The organism is Neptunicella plasticusilytica (genome assembly GCF_047922965.1).
Classification (GTDB): Bacteria; Pseudomonadota; Gammaproteobacteria; order Enterobacterales; family Alteromonadaceae; genus Neptunicella; species Neptunicella plasticusilytica.
On record NZ_CP150481.1, the window covers coordinates 2528088 to 2545979 of the forward strand.

Sequence of the window (17892 nt, forward strand, 5' to 3'; positions counted from 1 at the left end):
GCCCATTCATCAATTCACATATGGAAGAATAATGCTCAAAATAAAATCTCTCCTCGCTAAATTAATTATTCCGGCGATTTTGCTCGTTAATAGTGCTCAAGCTCTAGCCGTTATCATTCCTCCTTCTCCTACTATTAACGCCAAAGGTTATATTTTACTTGATGCCACTACCGGCACTATTATTGCGGAGCAAAATGCCGATATTCAGCTGGCGCCAGCCAGCCTGACCAAAATGATGACCAGTTATATCATCGGCGATGAAATTAAAAATGGCAGGATCAAGGATACCGATTTGGTCACTATTTCGGAGAATGCCTGGGCTAAAAACTTCCCCGATTCATCAAAGATGTTTATTGAAGTCGGCACCAAAGTACCGGTTAAACAGCTTAACCAGGGCATCATCGTTCAATCAGGCAATGATGCCTGTGTCGCCATGGCCGAGCATATTGCCGGCAGCGAAAGCGCCTTTGCCGATATGATGAATGCTTATGCCAGTAAACTGGGCATGCCCTCCAGCCATTTTATGAACAGCCATGGCCTGGACGATCCTGATCACTATACAACGCCCCGCGATATGGCGACACTGGCCCGTCATCTGGTTGCCGACTTGCCTAATGAATACAAGGTGTATAGCGAAAAAGAATTTACCTACAACGACATCAAGCAATATAACCGTAATAGTCTGCTATGGGACAAGAGCCTCAACGTCGACGGAATCAAGACTGGCCATACTTCTGGTGCCGGATACAGTCTGGTGTCATCGGCAACCCAAGGCGATATGCGCTTAATTGCCGTTGTCATGGGTACCGAAAGCGAGCGCGCCAGAAAAATCGAGAACAAGAAGCTGCTCAAATATGGTTTCCGTTACTATGAAACCATCGTGCCTTATGCGGCCGGTGAAAGTTTTGTCTCCCAGCGAATTTACATGGGTGACAAAGAGACCGTCGATTTGGGTATTATGAATGATACTCCCATCACTATTCCTCGCGGCCAGCGCAAAAATCTGCAAGCCAACTTTAAGCTGGATAAAAAACTTGAAGCTCCCCTGGCCAAAGGCGAAGTGGTTGGCACGTTGCACTTGCAACTGGAAGGTGAAGAAATTGCCGAATACCCGCTGGTGGCATTGCAGGAAGTTCAGGAAGGTGGCTTCTTTGGTCGCATGATCGACTACATTAAACTGCAACTGGGTATGGGTGAATAACGAATTTCAGCCTATAAAGTGTAATCCTGTCAAGAGAGCCGATTGGCTCTCTTTTTGATTATAAGACTTGGCTTGTTAAAAGTTCGTTACTCTGTTCGCCGATAAAGCTTACAGTTTTAAACCTTATAAAATACGTTAGCCATACAACTTGCTTGCATTAGAAGGTATAATCGCGCGCCTGATATAATACATTTCGGTTAAACGGAGAGCCGCCATTGGATACCCATTTCGACCAACTATTGGATTTCCCTTGTTTCCAGACATTTAAGGTTATGGGAGTGGCCCATGAACGCCTTCCAGATGATGTCATAGGCTGTTTGCAGAACCATGCTCCCGGGGACTACAATCCAACGGTTAAACCTAGCCCTAAAGGTAACTATCACTCGGTGTCTGTTAGCGTTAGAGTCACCAGCAAAGAGCATATGGAACTGATTTATACTGAGCTAGCTAATCTAGAGCTGGTTCGCGTCGTACTCTAGCCCTGTCCTGAGCCTTGAATAGTCAATCAACCAATCAGCAAATAATTGTTCGTCAGTTAGGTCAGCAAGATTATTTGCCCATTTGGCAAAGCATGCAGCGCTTTACCGATCAGCGCACAGAAAGTAGCCCTGATGAAATTTGGCTCGTTGAACATCACCCTGTTTTTACCCAGGGCCAGGCCGGTAAAGAAGAACATCTGCTCGCCCCCGGCGATATCCCGGTGGTTAAGGTCGATCGGGGTGGACAGGTAACCTACCACGGCCATGGTCAGCAGATGATGTATGTTTTACTGAATATTAAACGTCGCAAGCTGGGAGTACGTCAGTTAGTGACCGAACTGGAAAACAGCATTGTAAATCTGTTGGCGCCTTATAATATACAGGCTTATCCCAAAGCAGATGCGCCGGGGGTTTATGTGCAACAGCAGAAAATCTGCTCAATCGGCTTACGGATCAGAAAAGGATGTTCCTTTCACGGCCTGGCGCTGAATGTGAATATGGATTTGACCCCGTTTTTGCGCATTAATCCATGTGGATACGCCGGTTTAACTATGACAGACTGCCACCAACAGGGTGGTCCGCAAACCATGCAAGAAGCATCCGGCAAACTGGTGCAGCAATTCTGTCAGCAGTTATCCATTACTCAAATTGATTTTCGGGAAGGATTTGATGAATAAAGTACGTGTACAAGCAGGCGAAAAACTTCGTGATGAACGCAAAGTTGAGCACATTCCCGTCACTATTGTGCCTACCGAGCGGGAACAAATGCTGCGCAAACCGGAGTGGATAAAAATCAAACTTCCGGCGCAAACCGAACGTATTGATCATATTAAGGCAACCCTGCGTAAAAATAAGCTGCATTCAGTCTGTGAAGAAGCCTCCTGCCCTAATCTGGCCGAGTGTTTCAATCACGGCACGGCGACCTTTATGATCCTGGGTGATATTTGTACCCGACGTTGTCCGTTCTGTGACGTGGCGCATGGTAAACCCTTGCCTCCCAGTGCAGAAGAACCCGAAAAGCTGGCTAAAACCATTGCCGAAATGCGCCTTAAATATGTGGTGATCACCTCGGTAGATCGCGATGATCTGCGCGATGGTGGTGCCCAGCATTTTGTCGACTGTATCAATGCCATTCGTCAGCACAGTCCTGCAACCAAAATTGAAGTATTGGTTCCGGATTTCCGTGGCCGTATGGACAGGGCGCTGGAAATATTCAAGCAAGGCGTACCGGACGTGTTTAACCACAATCTGGAGACCATTCCCAGCCTGTATCGCGAATGCCGGCCCGGTGCAAATTACAAATGGTCATTGGAATTACTCAAGAAGTTTAAAGCCCAGCATCCTGAAATAGCGACAAAATCGGGCTTGATGATGGGTATGGGTGAAAACAAGGAAGAGATGCTGCAGGTTCTAAAAGATTTGCGTGAACATGACGTGGACATGCTGACACTAGGCCAGTATTTACAACCCAGCCGCCATCATTATCCGGTCAAGCGTTATGTGCATCCTGACGAGTTTGATGAACTAAGAGTACAAGCCGAACAACTAGGATTTACTCACGCTGCTTGTGGCCCGCTGGTCCGCTCCAGCTACCACGCCGATAAACAGGCCGCCGGTGAACAAGTTAAGTAACCTGAGTTCAGGTTAACTTGCTAACAGGATAGTCAATATGCCGGATCAACATCTGCAACAACGAGTTATCCGGCAGGTTGAGCAATGCTATCTGCATGCCGAACAGCAGTTACAACAAAGCTTTCCCCGTCCCCTTGTACGTTTTAATCAACGGGGTAAAATTGCCGGTTCAGCCCGTTTACAAACCAACGAACTGCGCTTCAATCCGGTGTTATTGGCCGATAATTCAGACCAGTTTATTGACCATGTGGTACCTCATGAAATCTGTCATCTGTTGGTTCATCAGCTATACGGAAAAGTGCGTCCTCACGGCAGTGAATGGCAGAAGTTAATGACGGACCTGTATCAACTGCCCGCCAAAACCCGGCATAGCATGGATGTTAGTAAAGTACAGGGCAAAGTGTTTGATTATCGATGTGGCTGCCAGTCTCACCAGCTATCGATACGACGGCACAACAAGGTAAAGGCGGGTGTGACTTATCAATGTCGTCGTTGTGGACAACTTTTACAGCATAGTTAACCCCAGCTCGGGACAAACAATTGAATTAATTTTATAACTTGGATTACAACCACAGTTGTTATTCCGAACCTCGGTTACCTAATGTTGAAAATCCTGATAACGCTGCCACCAGAATGCGCTTAATTTCCGGTTTCCTGACTGTTCCGCCGCCTGAGCCAAGTTAATATAAGCGGGTAATATGCCATTCGAAGTGGCAAGTTGCTGTTGCCACAGAGACAGGTACAAACCGGGCACAGTTCCTTCATCGTAAAATTCCATAAAGGTAAAGTCACTTACCGGCTTATACGCCTGAAACCGGGTGTTGTCGCAAGTACGTGCCTTTACCATTTGAGCAGGGGAAACATCCTGCCAGCGGTTGGGCAAGGTCGGAGTTTGTGTTTTTTTGACATCTTTAATGACGAGATTAGGTAATTGATTATCTAGCGAGCAAACCTGCTGGGCCAGTGCAGTAGATAACGGATATTCATCGACAAAACCGGCAAAATGGGCCAGTTCGTGGACAAATACCTGATAGGTATCGTGCTGATCAAGATACATAATCCCGTTATTCACATTCGCCTTGCCCTGAGAGGAGAATACAACCAAATGAGTAAAATCGTCATCCTGTAGTTGCCGGGCCAGAAAATCCTCATCACATCCCAAGCGCGGCAAATCATTCCAGTTTTCGCCACATTGCAGTTGTGTATCAGTAAAAATCCGCGTATTGGCAAAACACACAGGTAAATTTGCCAAGGTTTTATCAAGGCTAAACTGTTTTTTAAACTGATACGCCTGCAATAACCCTGTCAGGGAGGTGGTGACCGGTAACAGTTGTTGACGGCATAACGGACTGTGGGCCACCGGTTGCTGATTGTCATCCAACGCTTGCAGAAAAAGGTCGGCTTGTTGTGAGCCCCGTTGTTGTGCTCGCTCAATGTTTTTTCTTGCCTCGGCGTAATTGCCAGTTTGCCATTCCAGTGACGCCAGTATCAAGGCACTAGCTGCATCTTGCTGTGCTGCGCGTTGTAACCAACTTAACGCTTGTTTTGGATCGGTATCAACAAGTTGCCAGTACAAGTCCTGTTGAGCAGCAGCAACGCCCTTAGCGGCGGCTTTATACAACCAGTATTGACGTATTTCAGCATCAGGATGTAGCACAGCCAAGCGATATTGGGCCGCCGGATAGCCCATGTTGGCGGCTATACCCAGCCAATGAATCGAGTTTGTCCGGGTTAGATAAGCTAATGCGGCGCCCTCGCCCTGCTCAGTTTCAGCCAACAACGCCCAGTTTGAATTGGTATTTGAACCTTGTCGTGCATTATGAATGTTATCAATGAGTGCAGCTGGCTCTCTGCTACTGTCGTAGGCCAACCCTGACAATACTAGTAGGATAACAGCCCTGCTCCACCTGAAATTGGCCATGATTAGTCAGCAGCCATATCTCCATAGGTGCGCTCGCGCATAAGTTCCAGTTCCAGGCGCGCATAACGATGCTCGACAAACTCATACACATTGGTACTTAACGCCAGTTTAAAATAGTTGGATGCGATGCCATTTTCACCTTTATCAATATGGTATTTACCCAGATAGAAATAAGCTTCACACAATTTATCTGTTAACTGCTTCTGATTGGTTACCCCTAACATCAGGGTGGACAGCAGTTGGGATTCATTAATATCCCCCAGATAGAAATCAACCACTGCAGTTGCCCAGTTTCGGTCATCTAGTTGCTCACGGCTGGCGCGCAAGTTTTTCAGGGCACTCTTGCTGTTCAGTTCTTTTTGGGCAATATAGGTCCATAAAGCACGATAAGGATCGGATTTGTCCTTGTTGAAGAATTTGCCTAAATCTTCCACCGCCAATTCCGGTCTACCGCCATAATACAAGGCGATCCCCCGGTTGAGAAAGGCGAAGTCATGTTCAGGATCGATTTCCAGCGTGGCATCAAATTCGTCATATGCCTGAATAAAATCCATCTGCAGGGTATAATGTATCCCCATAAAATTATGGGCTTCGGCCATATTCGGATTCAGCCGAATAGCCCGACTGAAATCATATTGAGCCATACCCGACAAACCGACGCTGTCGTATAGCACTCCGCGTTGATATAAAAACTCGGCTTTTTGATTATCCGGTACTTCTACCTGGGCCAGGATATCCGTCAGACGCGCCAATGCCATCTGGCTTCTGATATTAACCGCAGCAGGCTCTGCCAACACCAGGTTGCCCATCTGGCCCGAGTCGGATTGGCCAGTTTGCTGCTGTGGCATTGAAGAGCATGCCTGAACTCCGATCAAACAAAAAACTAAAAATAGAATGCGTGTTGTCATTAACAAAAATGTCCAGAAAGTATTCAAACAGAGAATGGCCAGAGCGCTACTATAACCAATACTCCGGCGCGGATCATCCACAGCATTAATAATTATAGAGGTTTTATTTTTGTTAACGGGAATTAGCAATTCAGAATAGTGTGAGGAAGCCGCCAGCTAAACCGGCAGATATTCCACAAAAAAGCCGCTACTGGAGCGGCTTGATAAATCAGTATTGGCTGTTTATTGTTTAAGTCCGTTTGCACCGGCGATGGCCGCAGCAGCCAAATCGGTGATACGCTGCCACTCACCGTTTTGCACTGCGTCATCTGGCGCCAACCAGGAACCACCCACGCAACGAATATTAGATTGAGCCAGATAATCCAGGTAATTTTTGGGACCAATCCCGCCTGTTGGGCAAAATGTCACGTCCGGGAAAGGGCCGCCTATCGACTGAATGGCTTTTAAGCCGCCCGAAGCCTCGGCCGGAAAGAATTTGAAATGGTCATATCCCTTATCCAGTCCTTTCATTAATTCCGAAATTGATGACACCCCCGGAATTAAGGCAATCGGCCCTTCATTGGCAGCATCCAGCAACTCGGTGGTTAGCCCAGGACTGATGGCGAACATTGCGCCGGCGTCAATCACTTCCTTAAGCTGCTTCTTGTTGGTTACCGTCCCCGCTCCGATAACGGCTTCCGGTACTTCATCGGCAATCTTGCGAATGGCTTCCAATGCAACTGGCGTGCGTAACGTCACTTCCAGTACAGAAATACCTCCGGCAATCAACGCTTTAGCTAATGGAACAGCATGTTCCAGTTCGCGGATAACCAGTACCGGTACCACCGGCCCTTTAGCAAACAAATCTGCTGCTGATAGTGTCCAATTCTTCGTCATGATACTTCCTTCATATTCTGCTCAAGGTACGCTGCGGCACCCATCAAGCCATGATCGGCTTCGGTAATTAGGTAAACGGGTATGTTTTGTACATAACTTGCCAAGCGGCCTTTGTCTTCAAAACGCTGTCTGAACTCGCTTTTAAGCACAAAATCGACAAAACGTTGAGCAATACCACCAGCGATATAAACTCCGCCAAAAGTGCCCATATTCAACGCCAGGTTACCGGCGAAACTGCCCATCACCCGACAAAATTGTTGCAAGGTCTCGACACAAACTTCACAGCTTCCGTCCAGAGCCCGGTTAGTCACTTCAGCCGGCGAACGACAATCCGGCACTACTGAATTTTTCTCGGCCAAGGCCTGATAAATTTGCAATAAGCCCGGTCCCGATATCAGTTGTTCTGCCGACACGTGCCCATGATGTTTACGCAAAAATTGCCAAATATATAAATCATTGTCATCAATAGGCGCAAAATCCACATGGCCACCTTCGCCCGGCATGGCTTTCCAGCCTTCGGTAATAGGCACCAAATGTCCGACGCCCAAACCGGTGCCCGCACCAAAGACCGCCATTGTGCCGTTTTCCAACGGTTCGCCGGCGCCGATTTTAACTTTTTGCTGATCATTGAGCACCGGTAACGACATGGAAATAGCGGTGTAATCGTTGATCACCATTAGTCGTTGCAATTGCAGTTGCTGACGAGTCTGCTCGATGGAAAATTGCCAGTAATGATTGGTCATTTTGATCATGTCGCCGTTCACCGGGCAGGCAATGGCAATACAACCGGCCACAAACTGATGCTCAGGTAATGAATCACAGTAGAGCTTGATCACATCGGCAATGGTGGCAAAGTCATTACACAGGTATTTCTTGATGTCAGCTAACTTGCCGTTGACTTCACGGGCAAGCCGAATATTGGTTCCGCCTACATCGGCAACAAATCTCGCCGTCATCCCACCTGCTCCTGCGTGGCAAACAATGAACAGGCACCTTGTTCTGCGCCGGTTAACTCACTACGCATGCCGGCGAACAACTCACGACCCATTCCCACCAAATGGTGATCAATCTGTGCCAGTACGTTGTCCCGCGCGGCCAATTCCTGTTCGTCGACCAACAACTGCAAGGTTCCCGTCTGCGCATCCAGCTCAATCATGTCACCGTCTTTGACTTTAGCCAGCAATCCACCATTGTAAGCTTCGGGGGTCACATGAATGGCCGCAGGCACTTTACCTGAGGCACCGGACATCCTTCCGTCGGTCACCAGCGCAACATTAAACCCACGATCCTGTAATACACCAAGAGGCGGTGTTAAACGATGTAATTCTGGCATACCAATAGCTTTGGGGCCCTGGAAACGCACGACAACAATACAATCTTTATTCAATTCACCGGCGTTAAAGGCTTTATCCAGATCAAACTGATCTTCAAATACCACTGCTGGCGCAACAATTTTAGTTTTATTGGCACGTAATGCAGAGGTTTTCATCACGCCACGTCCCAAATTACCCTGCAACAGCGCCAAGCCACCATCAGGTTTAAACGGTGCCGCGCAGGTCGCGATAACTTCAGGATCGAGCGATTTGTCCGTTCCTTCACGCCATTGCAGTTCACCGTCAATCAACACCGGCTCCTTGGTATATTGTTCCAATCCTCGACCACAAATAGTATTTACGTCGTTATGCAACAATCCGGCGCCCAATAATTCTTTAAACAGCAACGCCATACCACCTGCGGCAACAAAGTGATTAATATCCGCAGAACCGTTAGGATAAATATGGGTCAGCAAGGGCACCACTTTAGAGATTTCTGAAAAGTCATCCCAGTTAATGGTATAGCCAGCCGCCTTGGCGACTGCTACCAAATGCATGGTGTGGTTGGTCGAACCGCCTGTGGCCAGTAGTGCCACCAGACCGTTAACGATAGCTTTGGCATCAACGATATGACCGATTGGCATATAGTTACCACCCAAATCGGTCAAGCGTGTAACCTGTTTTGCCGCAGCCTTGGTTAATGCATCCCTTAATGGCGTGCCGGGATTAACAAAAGACGATCCGGGCAAATGCAACCCCATCACCTCAACCACCAGCTGATTACTGTTGGCTGTACCATAAAAAGTACAGGTTCCGGCTGTGTGATAAGAACTTGATTCTGCCTCCAGTAGCTCTTCACGGGTCGCCTTGCCTTCCACATAAGCTTGTCTGACCCGAGCTTTCTCCTTGTTCGGGATCCCCGAAGGCATTGGTCCTGCTGGCACAAATACTGTAGGTAAATGACCAAACGCCAATGAACCGATTAGCAATCCAGGTACGATCTTGTCGCAGATCCCCAGCGCCAGACTGCCATCAAACATATTGTGAGATAAGCCAACTGCGGTAGACAAGGCAATTACATCGCGACTCATCAGGCTTAAATCCATACCCGGATTACCTTGCGTGATACCGTCACACATGGCCGGAACACCACCGGCAAACTGGGCTACACTGCCTACTTCGGCAATGGCCTGTTTAATAATTTGCGGATAGGTTTCGTAAGGCTGATGGGCCGACAACATATCGTTATAGGCAGAAGTAATCGCAATATTGGCTTTCGTCATACTGCGTAAATCGGCTTTATCACTACTATTACAAGCGGCAAAACCGTGGGCTAAATTTCCACAAGATAACACCCCACGGTGCGGGCCTTGACGGCGGGCTTTTTCAATTTTTTCCAGATAAGCTTTACGGCTGTTTTTACTGCGTGCAATGATCCTGTCGGTCACTGCCTGTATGGTACTGTTCATTTATACTCCTATGCGGCCCAGATCAATTCGACGTCAGCCCGGTTAAGTACTGCGCGAATAGGCATCGCTAGTTCATCATCACCATCCAGAGCCTGTTGCAAAACCTGCATTTTGCTGTCGCCGGTAAGGTGGAGAAAAATATTCTGACTGGTCAATAGTGCAGGTAACGTCAGTGACATACGTTGATGAGGTGCTGTACCCGGGGTAACCGCAATCACCTGCTGGTTAGAGTCCATATCCAGCCCCTCAGCGATTTGTGCTGAACAGGGAAATAATGACGCGGTGTGACCGTCTTCACCCATTCCCAAAATCAACACATCAAAAGGTTTTGACATACTGTCCAGACGGGAACTGATTTCCCTAACAGCATCCGCTGCATCCGTCTGGTTGGTTTTCAGTGATACAAAATTAGCTTTAGCGGCGTTATTTTGCAGCAGATTTTCTGTAACCATTTTTTCGTTACTGGCATCATCAGATGCATCCACCCAACGTTCATCGGCCAGGCTAATATCCACCTTACTCCAGTCAAGTTCGCTGGTTGACAAGGCGGCAAACAAGCCAAGCGGCGTTCTGCCACCTGAGACCAATAAACTTGCTCGCCCTTTGCTGGCAATACCTTCTTCCAATAACGCCACAATACGCTGGCTAAATTGCTGATTTAATTGTTCGGTCGAAGCGTATAGTGATTGTTTCATTTCTTGCTCACCCGCCCTTCATACCAGGCGCGATCTTCTCGCGCTAACAGCGCGATTGAAGATACCGGTCCCCAGGTGCCAGCCTGATAAGGTGCAGGTGGCTCACTACTATGGCGCCAGGCGTCCATAATGCCGTCGACCCAGGTCCATGCCTGCTCAACTTCATCACGGTGCACAAATAGAGCCTGATTGCCTAACATGACTTCCAGCAACAGCTTTTCGTAGGCATCCGCAATACGTTCATCCTTGAAAGTTTCGGAGAAGCTCAAGTTAAGCTTGGTTTTTTGCAGATCCATCGAATGGGTACCGGTTAATCCCGGCAATTTATTCATGACTGTCACTTCGACGCCTTCATCAGGCTGCAGACGGATGGTCAATTTGTTCGGCGGCAAGCTCGGAAAACTGTCTTTAAACAGGTTATGTGGTTGTTTTTTAAAATAAATAACCACTTCACTGACTTTGGATGGCAAACGCTTACCAGTGCGCAGGTAAAAAGGCACACCAGCCCAACGCCAGTTATCAATTTCCACTTTCAAGGCCACAAAGGTTTCTGTTTTACTGGTGGTGTTGGCATCAGGTTCATCCAGATACCCTGGTACTTCTTTACCGTTAATAAAACCGCTGCTGTACTGGCCACGCACGGTTTTTTGATCAACATTACTGCTGTCAATCGGACGCAAGGCTTTGAGCACTTTGACTTTTTCGTTGCGGATACTGTCGGCGTCTAGTGTTGGAGGCGGCTCCATTGCGACCAGCGTCAAAATCTGTAACAGGTGATTTTGCACCATATCGCGCATTTGTCCGGCTTCATCAAAATATCCCCAGCGCCCTTCAATCCCCACAGACTCGGCCACGCTGATTTGCACATGATCGATACAGTTATGATCCCAGTTATTGGTAAACAATGAATTAGCGAATCGCAATGCAATCAGATTAAGTACCGTCTCTTTACCCAGATAGTGATCGATACGATAGATTTGTTTTTCCGTAAAAAATGCTGCCACTTGATCATTAATGACTTTAGAGGAAGCCAAATCGTGGCCTATGGGTTTTTCCAGCACTACCCGCACACTGTCATCAATCACATCTGCCTGATGCATACCGTTACAAATGTCACCAAAAATAGACGGAGGCGTGGCAAAATAGCAGACCATATTACGCGACGGTTCAGACACGCCTTTGAGCGCCTTATAATCGTCCATATTTTTAAAATCAATTTTCAGGTAACTGATACGTGCCAGCAAGCGCTGCAGACTTTCATCACAAATGCTATCAGAATTGAACTTTCTGATATTTTCTTCCACCATCTGCAAATATTCTTCTTTTGACATTTCCTGACGGGCAACGCCGACTACAGTTGAATCCTGATGCAGCAGACCAGCTTTTTCCAACTGATATAAAGAAGGGAGAAGTTTACGACGGGCGAGATCACCACCGGTTCCGTACAGTACGAAGTCGCAAGGTTCGAGATTGTTATCCAACACCATGTAATTACCTGAAGTATATGATTAAAACTTAGCAACAATCTTACTATATGCCATGAAGATATGCTTGCTTTGATAAGAGTATGTTAAACTCATTTGTAGTAAGTTTACAACATTTTAGAATTTGTTTTGACCTTAAATCGCTTTAGTGTAGCCTATTCGCCAGTTACGTTACGCCTATTTGTCAAAAAGTTACGGATGACTTTCAGCTTTTGACAGGTAAATTATGATGTCGGGAAATATGAACATAATCGAAAAAATCACTTCTAATCACAGCCAATTTAGCAAGTCTGAGCGTAAGGTTGCAGAAGCAATTCTGGCGGATCCAAAATCAACAATTCATTACAGTATAGCGACGCTGGCCAAGCTGTCTAATGTCAGCGAACCTACAGTTAACCGGTTTTGTCGCCGTCTGGATACTAAAGGTTTTCCGGACTTTAAATTACACCTGGCGCAAAGCCTGGCTAACGGAACGCCCTATGTAAATCGCCACGTTGAAGAACATGACTCACCCGAAGAGTATACCCGTAAAATTTTTGAATCGACCATGGCATCACTGGAAGTTGCCCGCCAATCGGTAGATATCAATACGATTAATCGGGTGGTGGATTTGCTCACCCAGGCCAAGAAAATTTCGTTTTTTGGATTGGGCGCTTCGGCATCGGTCGCGCACGATGCGTTGAATAAATTTTTCCGCTTTAATGTGCCCGTATCTTATTTTGAAGATATTTTAATGCAGCGAATGAGCTGCATGAATTGCACCGAAGGTGATGTAGTGGTGCTGATTTCTCATACTGGCCGTACCAAAAGTCTGGTCGATGTGGCGCAAATCGCCCGCTCAAATGACGCCACAGTGGTGGGATTAACCAGCGAAGGCAGTCCACTGGCTAATGAATGCAATCTGGTTATTTCCCTTAAAGTGCCAGAGGATACTGATATGTATATGCCCATGGCATCACGCATCGCCCAGCTTGTTCTGATAGATATCCTTGCCACCGGCTTTACCTTGCGCCGTGGACCAAAGTTCCGGGAAAACCTCAAAAAGGTCAAAGACACTTTGCGTGGTTCACGCTACGATAAATAAACCGGGAAGCTTGAAGCTTCCCTTTTTTATATAATTTGCCCCTATGAGAACACCAGTTGCCAATAGGTCTGGATATATATCAAACAAAACAATACCGAAATCGAAAAACTACAGTGTTATCACTGGATTGATGTTTGATTAATTTCACATTTATGCCATAGTGCTTTAATATTTTGTAATTAAATTACAACAAACGCAGTTATCAACAGGCTACTCTAAATTATGATGCTCAGAAGAACCAAAATCGTCGCTACATTAGGTCCGGCTACCGACTCCAAGGAACAAATCATGGCTATCTTGCAGGCAGGTGCCAATGTGCTGAGAATGAACTTCTCTCATGGTACTGCCCAAGATCACATTGACCGGGCAACCCGGGTTCGTGAAGCGGCCGATGAACTGGGTAAATATGTCGCCATTTTGGGTGATCTTCAAGGCCCTAAAATTCGTGTTTCACGTTTTAAAGAAGGCAGTATCAAATTGGCGATTGGTGACAAGTTTATTCTTGATGCCGATATGGATACCAATGCTGGTAATCAGCAAGCTGTGGGGATTGATTACAAAGCCTTACCTAAAGATGTCAAAGCCGATGATTTGCTACTACTGGATGACGGACGCATTCAGCTTAAAGTGGACTCGGTTGAAGGTAACAAGGTGCACACCACAGTGACCGTTGGCGGTAAACTATCTAATAACAAAGGTATTAATCGCCTCGGTGGCGGTCTGTCTGCCGAAGCACTGACAGCCAAAGATAAAGAGGACATCAAAACCGCTGCCAAGATGAAAGTGGACTATCTGGCGGTTTCATTCCCGCGTAATGGCGCTGATATGCGTTATGCTCGCCAACTCGCAATAGAAGCTGGCTGCAATGCTCGTATGTGTGCCAAAGTAGAACGAGCTGAAGCCGTCGCCTCGGATGAGGCCATGGATGATATTATCGAGGCATCTGATGCCGTCATGGTTGCTCGCGGTGATCTGGGGGTTGAAATTGGCGATGCCGAGCTGGTTGGCGTGCAGAAAAAACTGATAGCCCGTTCCCGTCAACTGAACAAAGTAGTGATTACCGCCACCCAAATGATGGAATCGATGATCGACAGTCCCATGCCTACCCGGGCAGAAGTCATGGATGTGGCCAACGCCGTGCTGGATGGTACTGACGCGGTGATGCTATCAGCAGAGACCGCGGCGGGTAATTACCCGGTAGAAACCGTTCAGGCAATGGCGCGTGTTTGTGAAGGAGCAGAGACCCATCCCAGCGTAAAAATTTCCAAGCATCGCATCGACGAGAATTTCAGCTCGATTAGTGAAACAACTGCCCTGTCGGCTGTTTACGCGGCAAATCATTTGTCTTCCATTAAGGCGATTGTAGCGCTGACCGAAACCGGTGATACAGCCCGGTTGATGTCACGCATTACCTCCTTCTTGCCAATATTTGCCATGTCCCGCCATCAGGAGTCATTAAACGTTATGGCACTTTATCGCGGAGTAAAACCTGTCTATTTTGATTCCAAACATTGTCAACCTGGTCGTTTAACCTTTGACGTCAAATCCAGATTGTTGGAAAAAGGTCTGGTACAGCCGGGGGATCAATTGATTATGACCTACGGTGACAATATGGAAACCGTCGGGGCAACCAATAGCTGCAAAATTATTACGGTCTGATTTCTTCTGTCCTGAGCTGTTTTCGCACCGGGTGATGCCTGGTGCGACCTTTGCGGTAGCGCCGCAAGTATTTAATGCTCACTAAATACACATATCCTCCGACAAATCCGGCAAAACACTGCCATAAATACCCCCAAAACGAACGGGCACCGGCAATCAGCGTAATATCAAAAATATGATCCATCGCAAAATGAATACAAATTACTGCCAATAACCCGCCAATAGGATAGACCCAATAGCTCACTCTGCGTTCCCGGGTGGAGTAACGATTGCGTATGGTTGACATCACCACAAAAGCCAACAATAACCCTAACGCCAATATTGAGCCATATCCAGGTGCCAAATCGACTAAATCCGATAAAGCAGAGTCTATGCGTATACTCATATTGATATCCACCCCAACACTGGCCAGTTCATTCAGCACAAACTGGGTGTGAGCGATACTGGCAATCATGAAAGTAGTCAGGGTGGCCAGCAAATAGCCGATCATCCGGCGAACGATTTTATTCATAATGATTGATCCTGCCATATTCCATAACAGCATTCAGACAACAAAAAAGGATATTAAATCTAACAAATGCGATTACGCTATTGAAATAATTGCATAATTCTTCAACACTACAAAATAATTTATCATTTAATATCGCCGCAACGGAACGCATTATGCCGATTTTATCTACTTATCGACTAGCCGTTAACCTGATACGGGTTGCCGCATTGAGCCCGTTACTCTGTTTCCCGTCATCCACTTTTGCCAAACAGCAGACGTTTCCACGCTTTGAACTAGAGGCCGTTATTAGTCATCTTGATCATCCCTGGGCTCTCGAGGCAATTGGCGACGCTGAATTTCTGGTTACCACCAAACCCGGCCAGTTATTACTTATTCAACAAGATCAAGTCCAGACCTGGATCAAAGGTGTACCCGAGGTTTTGAATCAGGGACAAGGCGGCTTGATGGATATTGAGCTTCATCCAGATTATAAAACCAATGGCTGGATCTATCTCAGCTACGCTTATGCCGAAAACGGTCATAACGCCACCCGCATATTAAGAGCACATATCCACAATAATGAACTGGTAGATCAGCAAATAATCTTTACTGCCAGCCCGCTCAAGGACACATATGTCCACTACGGGGCCAGAATGGTATTTCTGCCTGACAACAGTTTAATCATCAGCGTTGGCGACGGTTTCGACTATCGGGAAGATGCACAGCGACTTGACAGCCAGCTTGGAAAGCTGATTCGAATCAAAGATGACGGCAGTCTGCCAGACAACAATCCGCGCTTTGAAGAGCCTGAAGCCAACCCTTTTATCTGGTCCTATGGACACCGCAATCCACAAGGGCTGTATTACGACAAACAACGAAAAATATTGTTCGAGCATGAACATGGTCCGGCCGGAGGTGACGAGATTAATCTGATCCAGCCGGGCAAAAATTATGGCTGGCCTGTTATCACCAAGGGCAAAGACTATTCGGGAGCCATGATCAGCCCCTATCAGACCTATCCTGGCATGGAACAACCATTTATAGACTGGACGCCTTCGATAGCCCCGTCGTCAATGCTGGTTTACCGTGGTGAAATGTTCAAAGAAATTAACGGCGATCTGTTAGTTACCACCTTAAAGACTCGTGAATTGCGCTGGCTGAAAATGCAGGGAAATAAAGTAGTTCAACAGAAAAGTTTACTCCGTTACCTGAATGAAAGACTGCGGGATATTAAAATCGACGCCCAGGGGGCAATATATATTCTAACTGATGGTGAGCAGGCAAAACTGCTCAAGGTCACCCGCAGAAAAACCGCTAAAGACACTGAAACAACAGGACAGCCAGCAGCAAAAGATGCGGAAAAATCACCGTCGGCTTTAAACAGTGCCTGAAGTACTCCATTAACAAAGCCGATATCCCGCCTCGTTTCGCTAACCATTGTCGATGCAACTGGTAGGCCGGTTCTGTACTGTGCTGCTCGATAGCCCGCTCAATATCTATCAACCTCTCCCCCATTCTGGATTGCATGGTTTTTACTATTGCATCCTGCACATACAAAACGCCTACCAGACAAATGGCGATGGGCTGCGGGTTAACCAACAAATACAATGTGATCAGGATATTAACGAGTTTAATCCACAACGAATATTTTTCGTAATCTTCAAATTGCTGCTGTAAACAACGCCATTCATCAGACAGTTCATTGGTCATTACGTTATCCTTTTACGCCCGGGCGAGATTTGCCTGCTGAGGCCAATATCGATCCCGTTACTACCAGCCCGGCACCAACATAAGCTATCCAGTTAATATCACTTGCCACAAAATGATCTGGCCAGATCCTCAATGCCAAAGACATGCTGGCAATGGTGACCAAGGGTGCTAACGCAATAACAGCACTTACTTTGGAAGCATGCCAGACAAACATTGCTTCGGTAAAAGCACCATAACCCACTATGGTATTAATGCAACAAAATGCCAATGACCAAAACTGTAAACTGTCGAGTTGCGTCAGGGTACCAAGAGACGAGAAAGGTAAAAGCGCCAGCACTCCGGCCGTATACATCACCAAAGTAATTTGCTTGGCACCCATCTGCCGTAACAGGCGTTTTTGCAATAGACCATACACAGCCCAGGTAATCGCTGCCAGTACGATCATAATCACGCCCAGACTGTAGTTGTTCAAAGAGCTTAACAGTTCGTCCAACCTGTTGTTAAAAAACAACAGCATACCGACAAACAACAGAAATGCGCCTAACCATTCGAGCCGGCTGAATTTTTCCTTATACAAATATATACCGCCTAGCATCACCATAAATGGCGCTAACTGGATCAAAACCTGGGCGGTTTCCGGATTCAGATAGTCCAGTCCTTTGAGATACAACACATAGTTAATAATCAAACCGATGGATGCGATGGTCAGTAAACCAGCATGATGTTTATTCAGTGAAGATAATCGCGGTAATGCATTGTTACGCCACAAAACAATCAGCACAAACCCTGCCGCAACAGCAAATCGATACCAGGTAATGGTGACAGGATCCATTTTTTCCAATGACAACTTCAGAAATACCGGCAATACCCCCCACATAACGGCAGTAGTTAATGCCAGAAAAAATCCGTACCAATGGCGAACTTCAGAACTGCTTTGCATGAATCGTTTTCTACCTAAAGAGTGAGTCAAT

General features: G+C 46.8%; 18 protein-coding genes. 8 read left to right on the top strand and 10 right to left on the bottom strand.

All coding sequences use genetic code 11. The annotated features are described in order from the left end of the window. Positions 1-31 precede the first annotated feature (31 nt). The 5 genes from V1467_RS11315 (at position 32) to V1467_RS11335 (ending at position 3832) form a co-directional block, all read left to right on the top strand. Positions 32-1201: a serine hydrolase gene (locus tag V1467_RS11315; RefSeq protein WP_416305082.1), complete on the top strand. Its 1170-nt coding sequence runs from the start codon at positions 32-34 to the stop codon at positions 1199-1201. Positions 1202-1416: 215 nt separating this feature from the next. After that, a complete protein-coding gene (ybeD, locus tag V1467_RS11320; RefSeq protein ID WP_416305083.1) occupies positions 1417-1680 on the top strand; it encodes a DUF493 family protein YbeD in 264 nt (87 codons plus the stop codon). 92 nt (positions 1681-1772) lie between these two features. Next, positions 1773-2357, top strand: a complete 585-nt coding sequence (lipB, locus tag V1467_RS11325) for a lipoyl(octanoyl) transferase LipB (RefSeq protein ID WP_416308695.1) — start codon at positions 1773-1775, stop codon at positions 2355-2357. Next, positions 2350-3312 carry a lipoyl synthase gene (gene lipA, locus V1467_RS11330; RefSeq protein ID WP_416305084.1) on the top strand — a complete coding sequence of 321 codons (963 nt, stop codon included), beginning with the start codon at positions 2350-2352 and terminating at the stop codon, positions 3310-3312. Before lipB ends, lipA begins: the two co-directional genes overlap by 8 nt. Before the next feature lie 37 nt (positions 3313-3349). Further along, positions 3350-3832: a SprT family zinc-dependent metalloprotease gene (locus tag V1467_RS11335; RefSeq protein ID WP_416305085.1), complete on the top strand. Its 483-nt coding sequence runs from the start codon at positions 3350-3352 to the stop codon at positions 3830-3832. 78 nt (positions 3833-3910) lie between these two features. Here V1467_RS11335 and V1467_RS11340 read toward each other — a convergent pair whose 3' ends face one another. From V1467_RS11340 to zwf, 7 genes are all read right to left on the bottom strand, one after another. Then, complete coding sequence (locus tag V1467_RS11340; protein ID WP_416305086.1) at positions 3911-5233, bottom strand: hypothetical protein; 1323 nt, start codon at positions 5231-5233, stop codon at positions 3911-3913. A gap of 2 nt (positions 5234-5235) precedes the next feature. Then, positions 5236-6141: a lipoprotein NlpI gene (gene nlpI / locus V1467_RS11345; RefSeq protein WP_416305087.1), complete on the bottom strand. Its 906-nt coding sequence runs from the start codon at positions 6139-6141 to the stop codon at positions 5236-5238. 222 nt (positions 6142-6363) lie between these two features. Further along, positions 6364-7017 carry a bifunctional 4-hydroxy-2-oxoglutarate aldolase/2-dehydro-3-deoxy-phosphogluconate aldolase gene (locus V1467_RS11350; protein WP_416305088.1) on the bottom strand — a complete coding sequence of 218 codons (654 nt, stop codon included), beginning with the start codon at positions 7015-7017 and terminating at the stop codon, positions 6364-6366. Beyond that, on the bottom strand, positions 7014-7973 hold the full coding sequence (locus tag V1467_RS11355) for a glucokinase (RefSeq protein ID WP_416305089.1): 960 nt from the start codon (positions 7971-7973) through the stop codon (positions 7014-7016). Before V1467_RS11355 ends, V1467_RS11350 begins: the two co-directional genes overlap by 4 nt. Further along, on the bottom strand, positions 7970-9799 hold the full coding sequence (edd, locus tag V1467_RS11360) for a phosphogluconate dehydratase (RefSeq protein ID WP_416305090.1): 1830 nt from the start codon (positions 9797-9799) through the stop codon (positions 7970-7972). Before edd ends, V1467_RS11355 begins: the two co-directional genes overlap by 4 nt. A gap of 8 nt (positions 9800-9807) precedes the next feature. Then, a complete protein-coding gene (pgl, locus tag V1467_RS11365) occupies positions 9808-10494 on the bottom strand; it encodes a 6-phosphogluconolactonase (RefSeq protein ID WP_416305091.1) in 687 nt (228 codons plus the stop codon). Continuing rightward, positions 10491-11981 (bottom strand): glucose-6-phosphate dehydrogenase, encoded by a 1491-nt coding sequence (zwf, locus tag V1467_RS11370; RefSeq protein ID WP_416305092.1) that lies wholly within the window; start codon positions 11979-11981, stop codon positions 10491-10493. The genes pgl and zwf overlap by 4 nt, the downstream gene beginning before the upstream one ends. Before the next feature lie 238 nt (positions 11982-12219). On the opposite strand from zwf, the gene V1467_RS11375 reads away from it, so the two are divergent. After that, positions 12220-13062, top strand: a complete 843-nt coding sequence (locus V1467_RS11375) for a MurR/RpiR family transcriptional regulator (protein ID WP_416305093.1) — start codon at positions 12220-12222, stop codon at positions 13060-13062. Between the two features lie 225 nt (positions 13063-13287). Continuing rightward, a complete protein-coding gene (gene pyk / locus V1467_RS11380) occupies positions 13288-14721 on the top strand; it encodes a pyruvate kinase (RefSeq protein WP_416308696.1) in 1434 nt (477 codons plus the stop codon). Here pyk and V1467_RS11385 read toward each other — a convergent pair. Then, positions 14711-15232 (bottom strand): hypothetical protein, encoded by a 522-nt coding sequence (locus V1467_RS11385; RefSeq protein WP_416305094.1) that lies wholly within the window; start codon positions 15230-15232, stop codon positions 14711-14713. The two genes, pyk and V1467_RS11385, sit on opposite strands and share 11 nt — an antisense overlap. A gap of 152 nt (positions 15233-15384) precedes the next feature. Here V1467_RS11385 and V1467_RS11390 point away from each other — a divergent pair, with 152 nt between their 5' ends. Then, positions 15385-16602 carry a PQQ-dependent sugar dehydrogenase gene (locus tag V1467_RS11390; RefSeq protein WP_416305095.1) on the top strand — a complete coding sequence of 406 codons (1218 nt, stop codon included), beginning with the start codon at positions 15385-15387 and terminating at the stop codon, positions 16600-16602. Here the strand turns inward: V1467_RS11390 and V1467_RS11395 are convergent. Both V1467_RS11395 and V1467_RS11400 read right to left on the bottom strand, forming a co-directional pair. After that, positions 16526-16921 (bottom strand): hypothetical protein, encoded by a 396-nt coding sequence (locus V1467_RS11395; protein WP_416305096.1) that lies wholly within the window; start codon positions 16919-16921, stop codon positions 16526-16528. The genes V1467_RS11390 and V1467_RS11395 overlap by 77 nt on opposite strands. Before the next feature lie 4 nt (positions 16922-16925). Then, positions 16926-17861, bottom strand: a complete 936-nt coding sequence (locus tag V1467_RS11400) for a DMT family transporter (RefSeq protein ID WP_416305097.1) — start codon at positions 17859-17861, stop codon at positions 16926-16928. Positions 17862-17892 lie beyond the last annotated feature (31 nt).

Bases quoted from the DNA above. Each gene is read 5' to 3' on its own strand.
- V1467_RS11315 (WP_416305082.1), top strand. From the start codon at position 32: ATGCTCAAAATAAAATCTCTCCTCGCTAAATTAATTATTCCGGCGATT.
- lipB (WP_416308695.1), top strand. From the start codon at position 1,773: ATGCAGCGCTTTACCGATCAGCGCACAGAAAGTAGCCCTGATGAAATT.
- lipA (WP_416305084.1), top strand. From the start codon at position 2,350: ATGAATAAAGTACGTGTACAAGCAGGCGAAAAACTTCGTGATGAACGC.
- V1467_RS11335 (WP_416305085.1), top strand. From the start codon at position 3,350: ATGCCGGATCAACATCTGCAACAACGAGTTATCCGGCAGGTTGAGCAA.
- V1467_RS11340 (WP_416305086.1), bottom strand. From the start codon at position 5,233: ATGGCCAATTTCAGGTGGAGCAGGGCTGTTATCCTACTAGTATTGTCA.
- nlpI (WP_416305087.1), bottom strand. From the start codon at position 6,141: ATGACAACACGCATTCTATTTTTAGTTTTTTGTTTGATCGGAGTTCAG.
- V1467_RS11350 (WP_416305088.1), bottom strand. From the start codon at position 7,017: ATGACGAAGAATTGGACACTATCAGCAGCAGATTTGTTTGCTAAAGGG.
- V1467_RS11355 (WP_416305089.1), bottom strand. From the start codon at position 7,973: ATGACGGCGAGATTTGTTGCCGATGTAGGCGGAACCAATATTCGGCTT.
- edd (WP_416305090.1), bottom strand. From the start codon at position 9,799: ATGAACAGTACCATACAGGCAGTGACCGACAGGATCATTGCACGCAGT.
- pgl (WP_416305091.1), bottom strand. From the start codon at position 10,494: ATGAAACAATCACTATACGCTTCGACCGAACAATTAAATCAGCAATTT.
- zwf (WP_416305092.1), bottom strand. From the start codon at position 11,981: ATGGTGTTGGATAACAATCTCGAACCTTGCGACTTCGTACTGTACGGA.
- V1467_RS11375 (WP_416305093.1), top strand. From the start codon at position 12,220: ATGAACATAATCGAAAAAATCACTTCTAATCACAGCCAATTTAGCAAG.
- pyk (WP_416308696.1), top strand. From the start codon at position 13,288: ATGCTCAGAAGAACCAAAATCGTCGCTACATTAGGTCCGGCTACCGAC.
- V1467_RS11385 (WP_416305094.1), bottom strand. From the start codon at position 15,232: ATGAATAAAATCGTTCGCCGGATGATCGGCTATTTGCTGGCCACCCTG.
- V1467_RS11390 (WP_416305095.1), top strand. From the start codon at position 15,385: ATGCCGATTTTATCTACTTATCGACTAGCCGTTAACCTGATACGGGTT.
- V1467_RS11395 (WP_416305096.1), bottom strand. From the start codon at position 16,921: ATGACCAATGAACTGTCTGATGAATGGCGTTGTTTACAGCAGCAATTT.
- V1467_RS11400 (WP_416305097.1), bottom strand. From the start codon at position 17,861: ATGCAAAGCAGTTCTGAAGTTCGCCATTGGTACGGATTTTTTCTGGCA.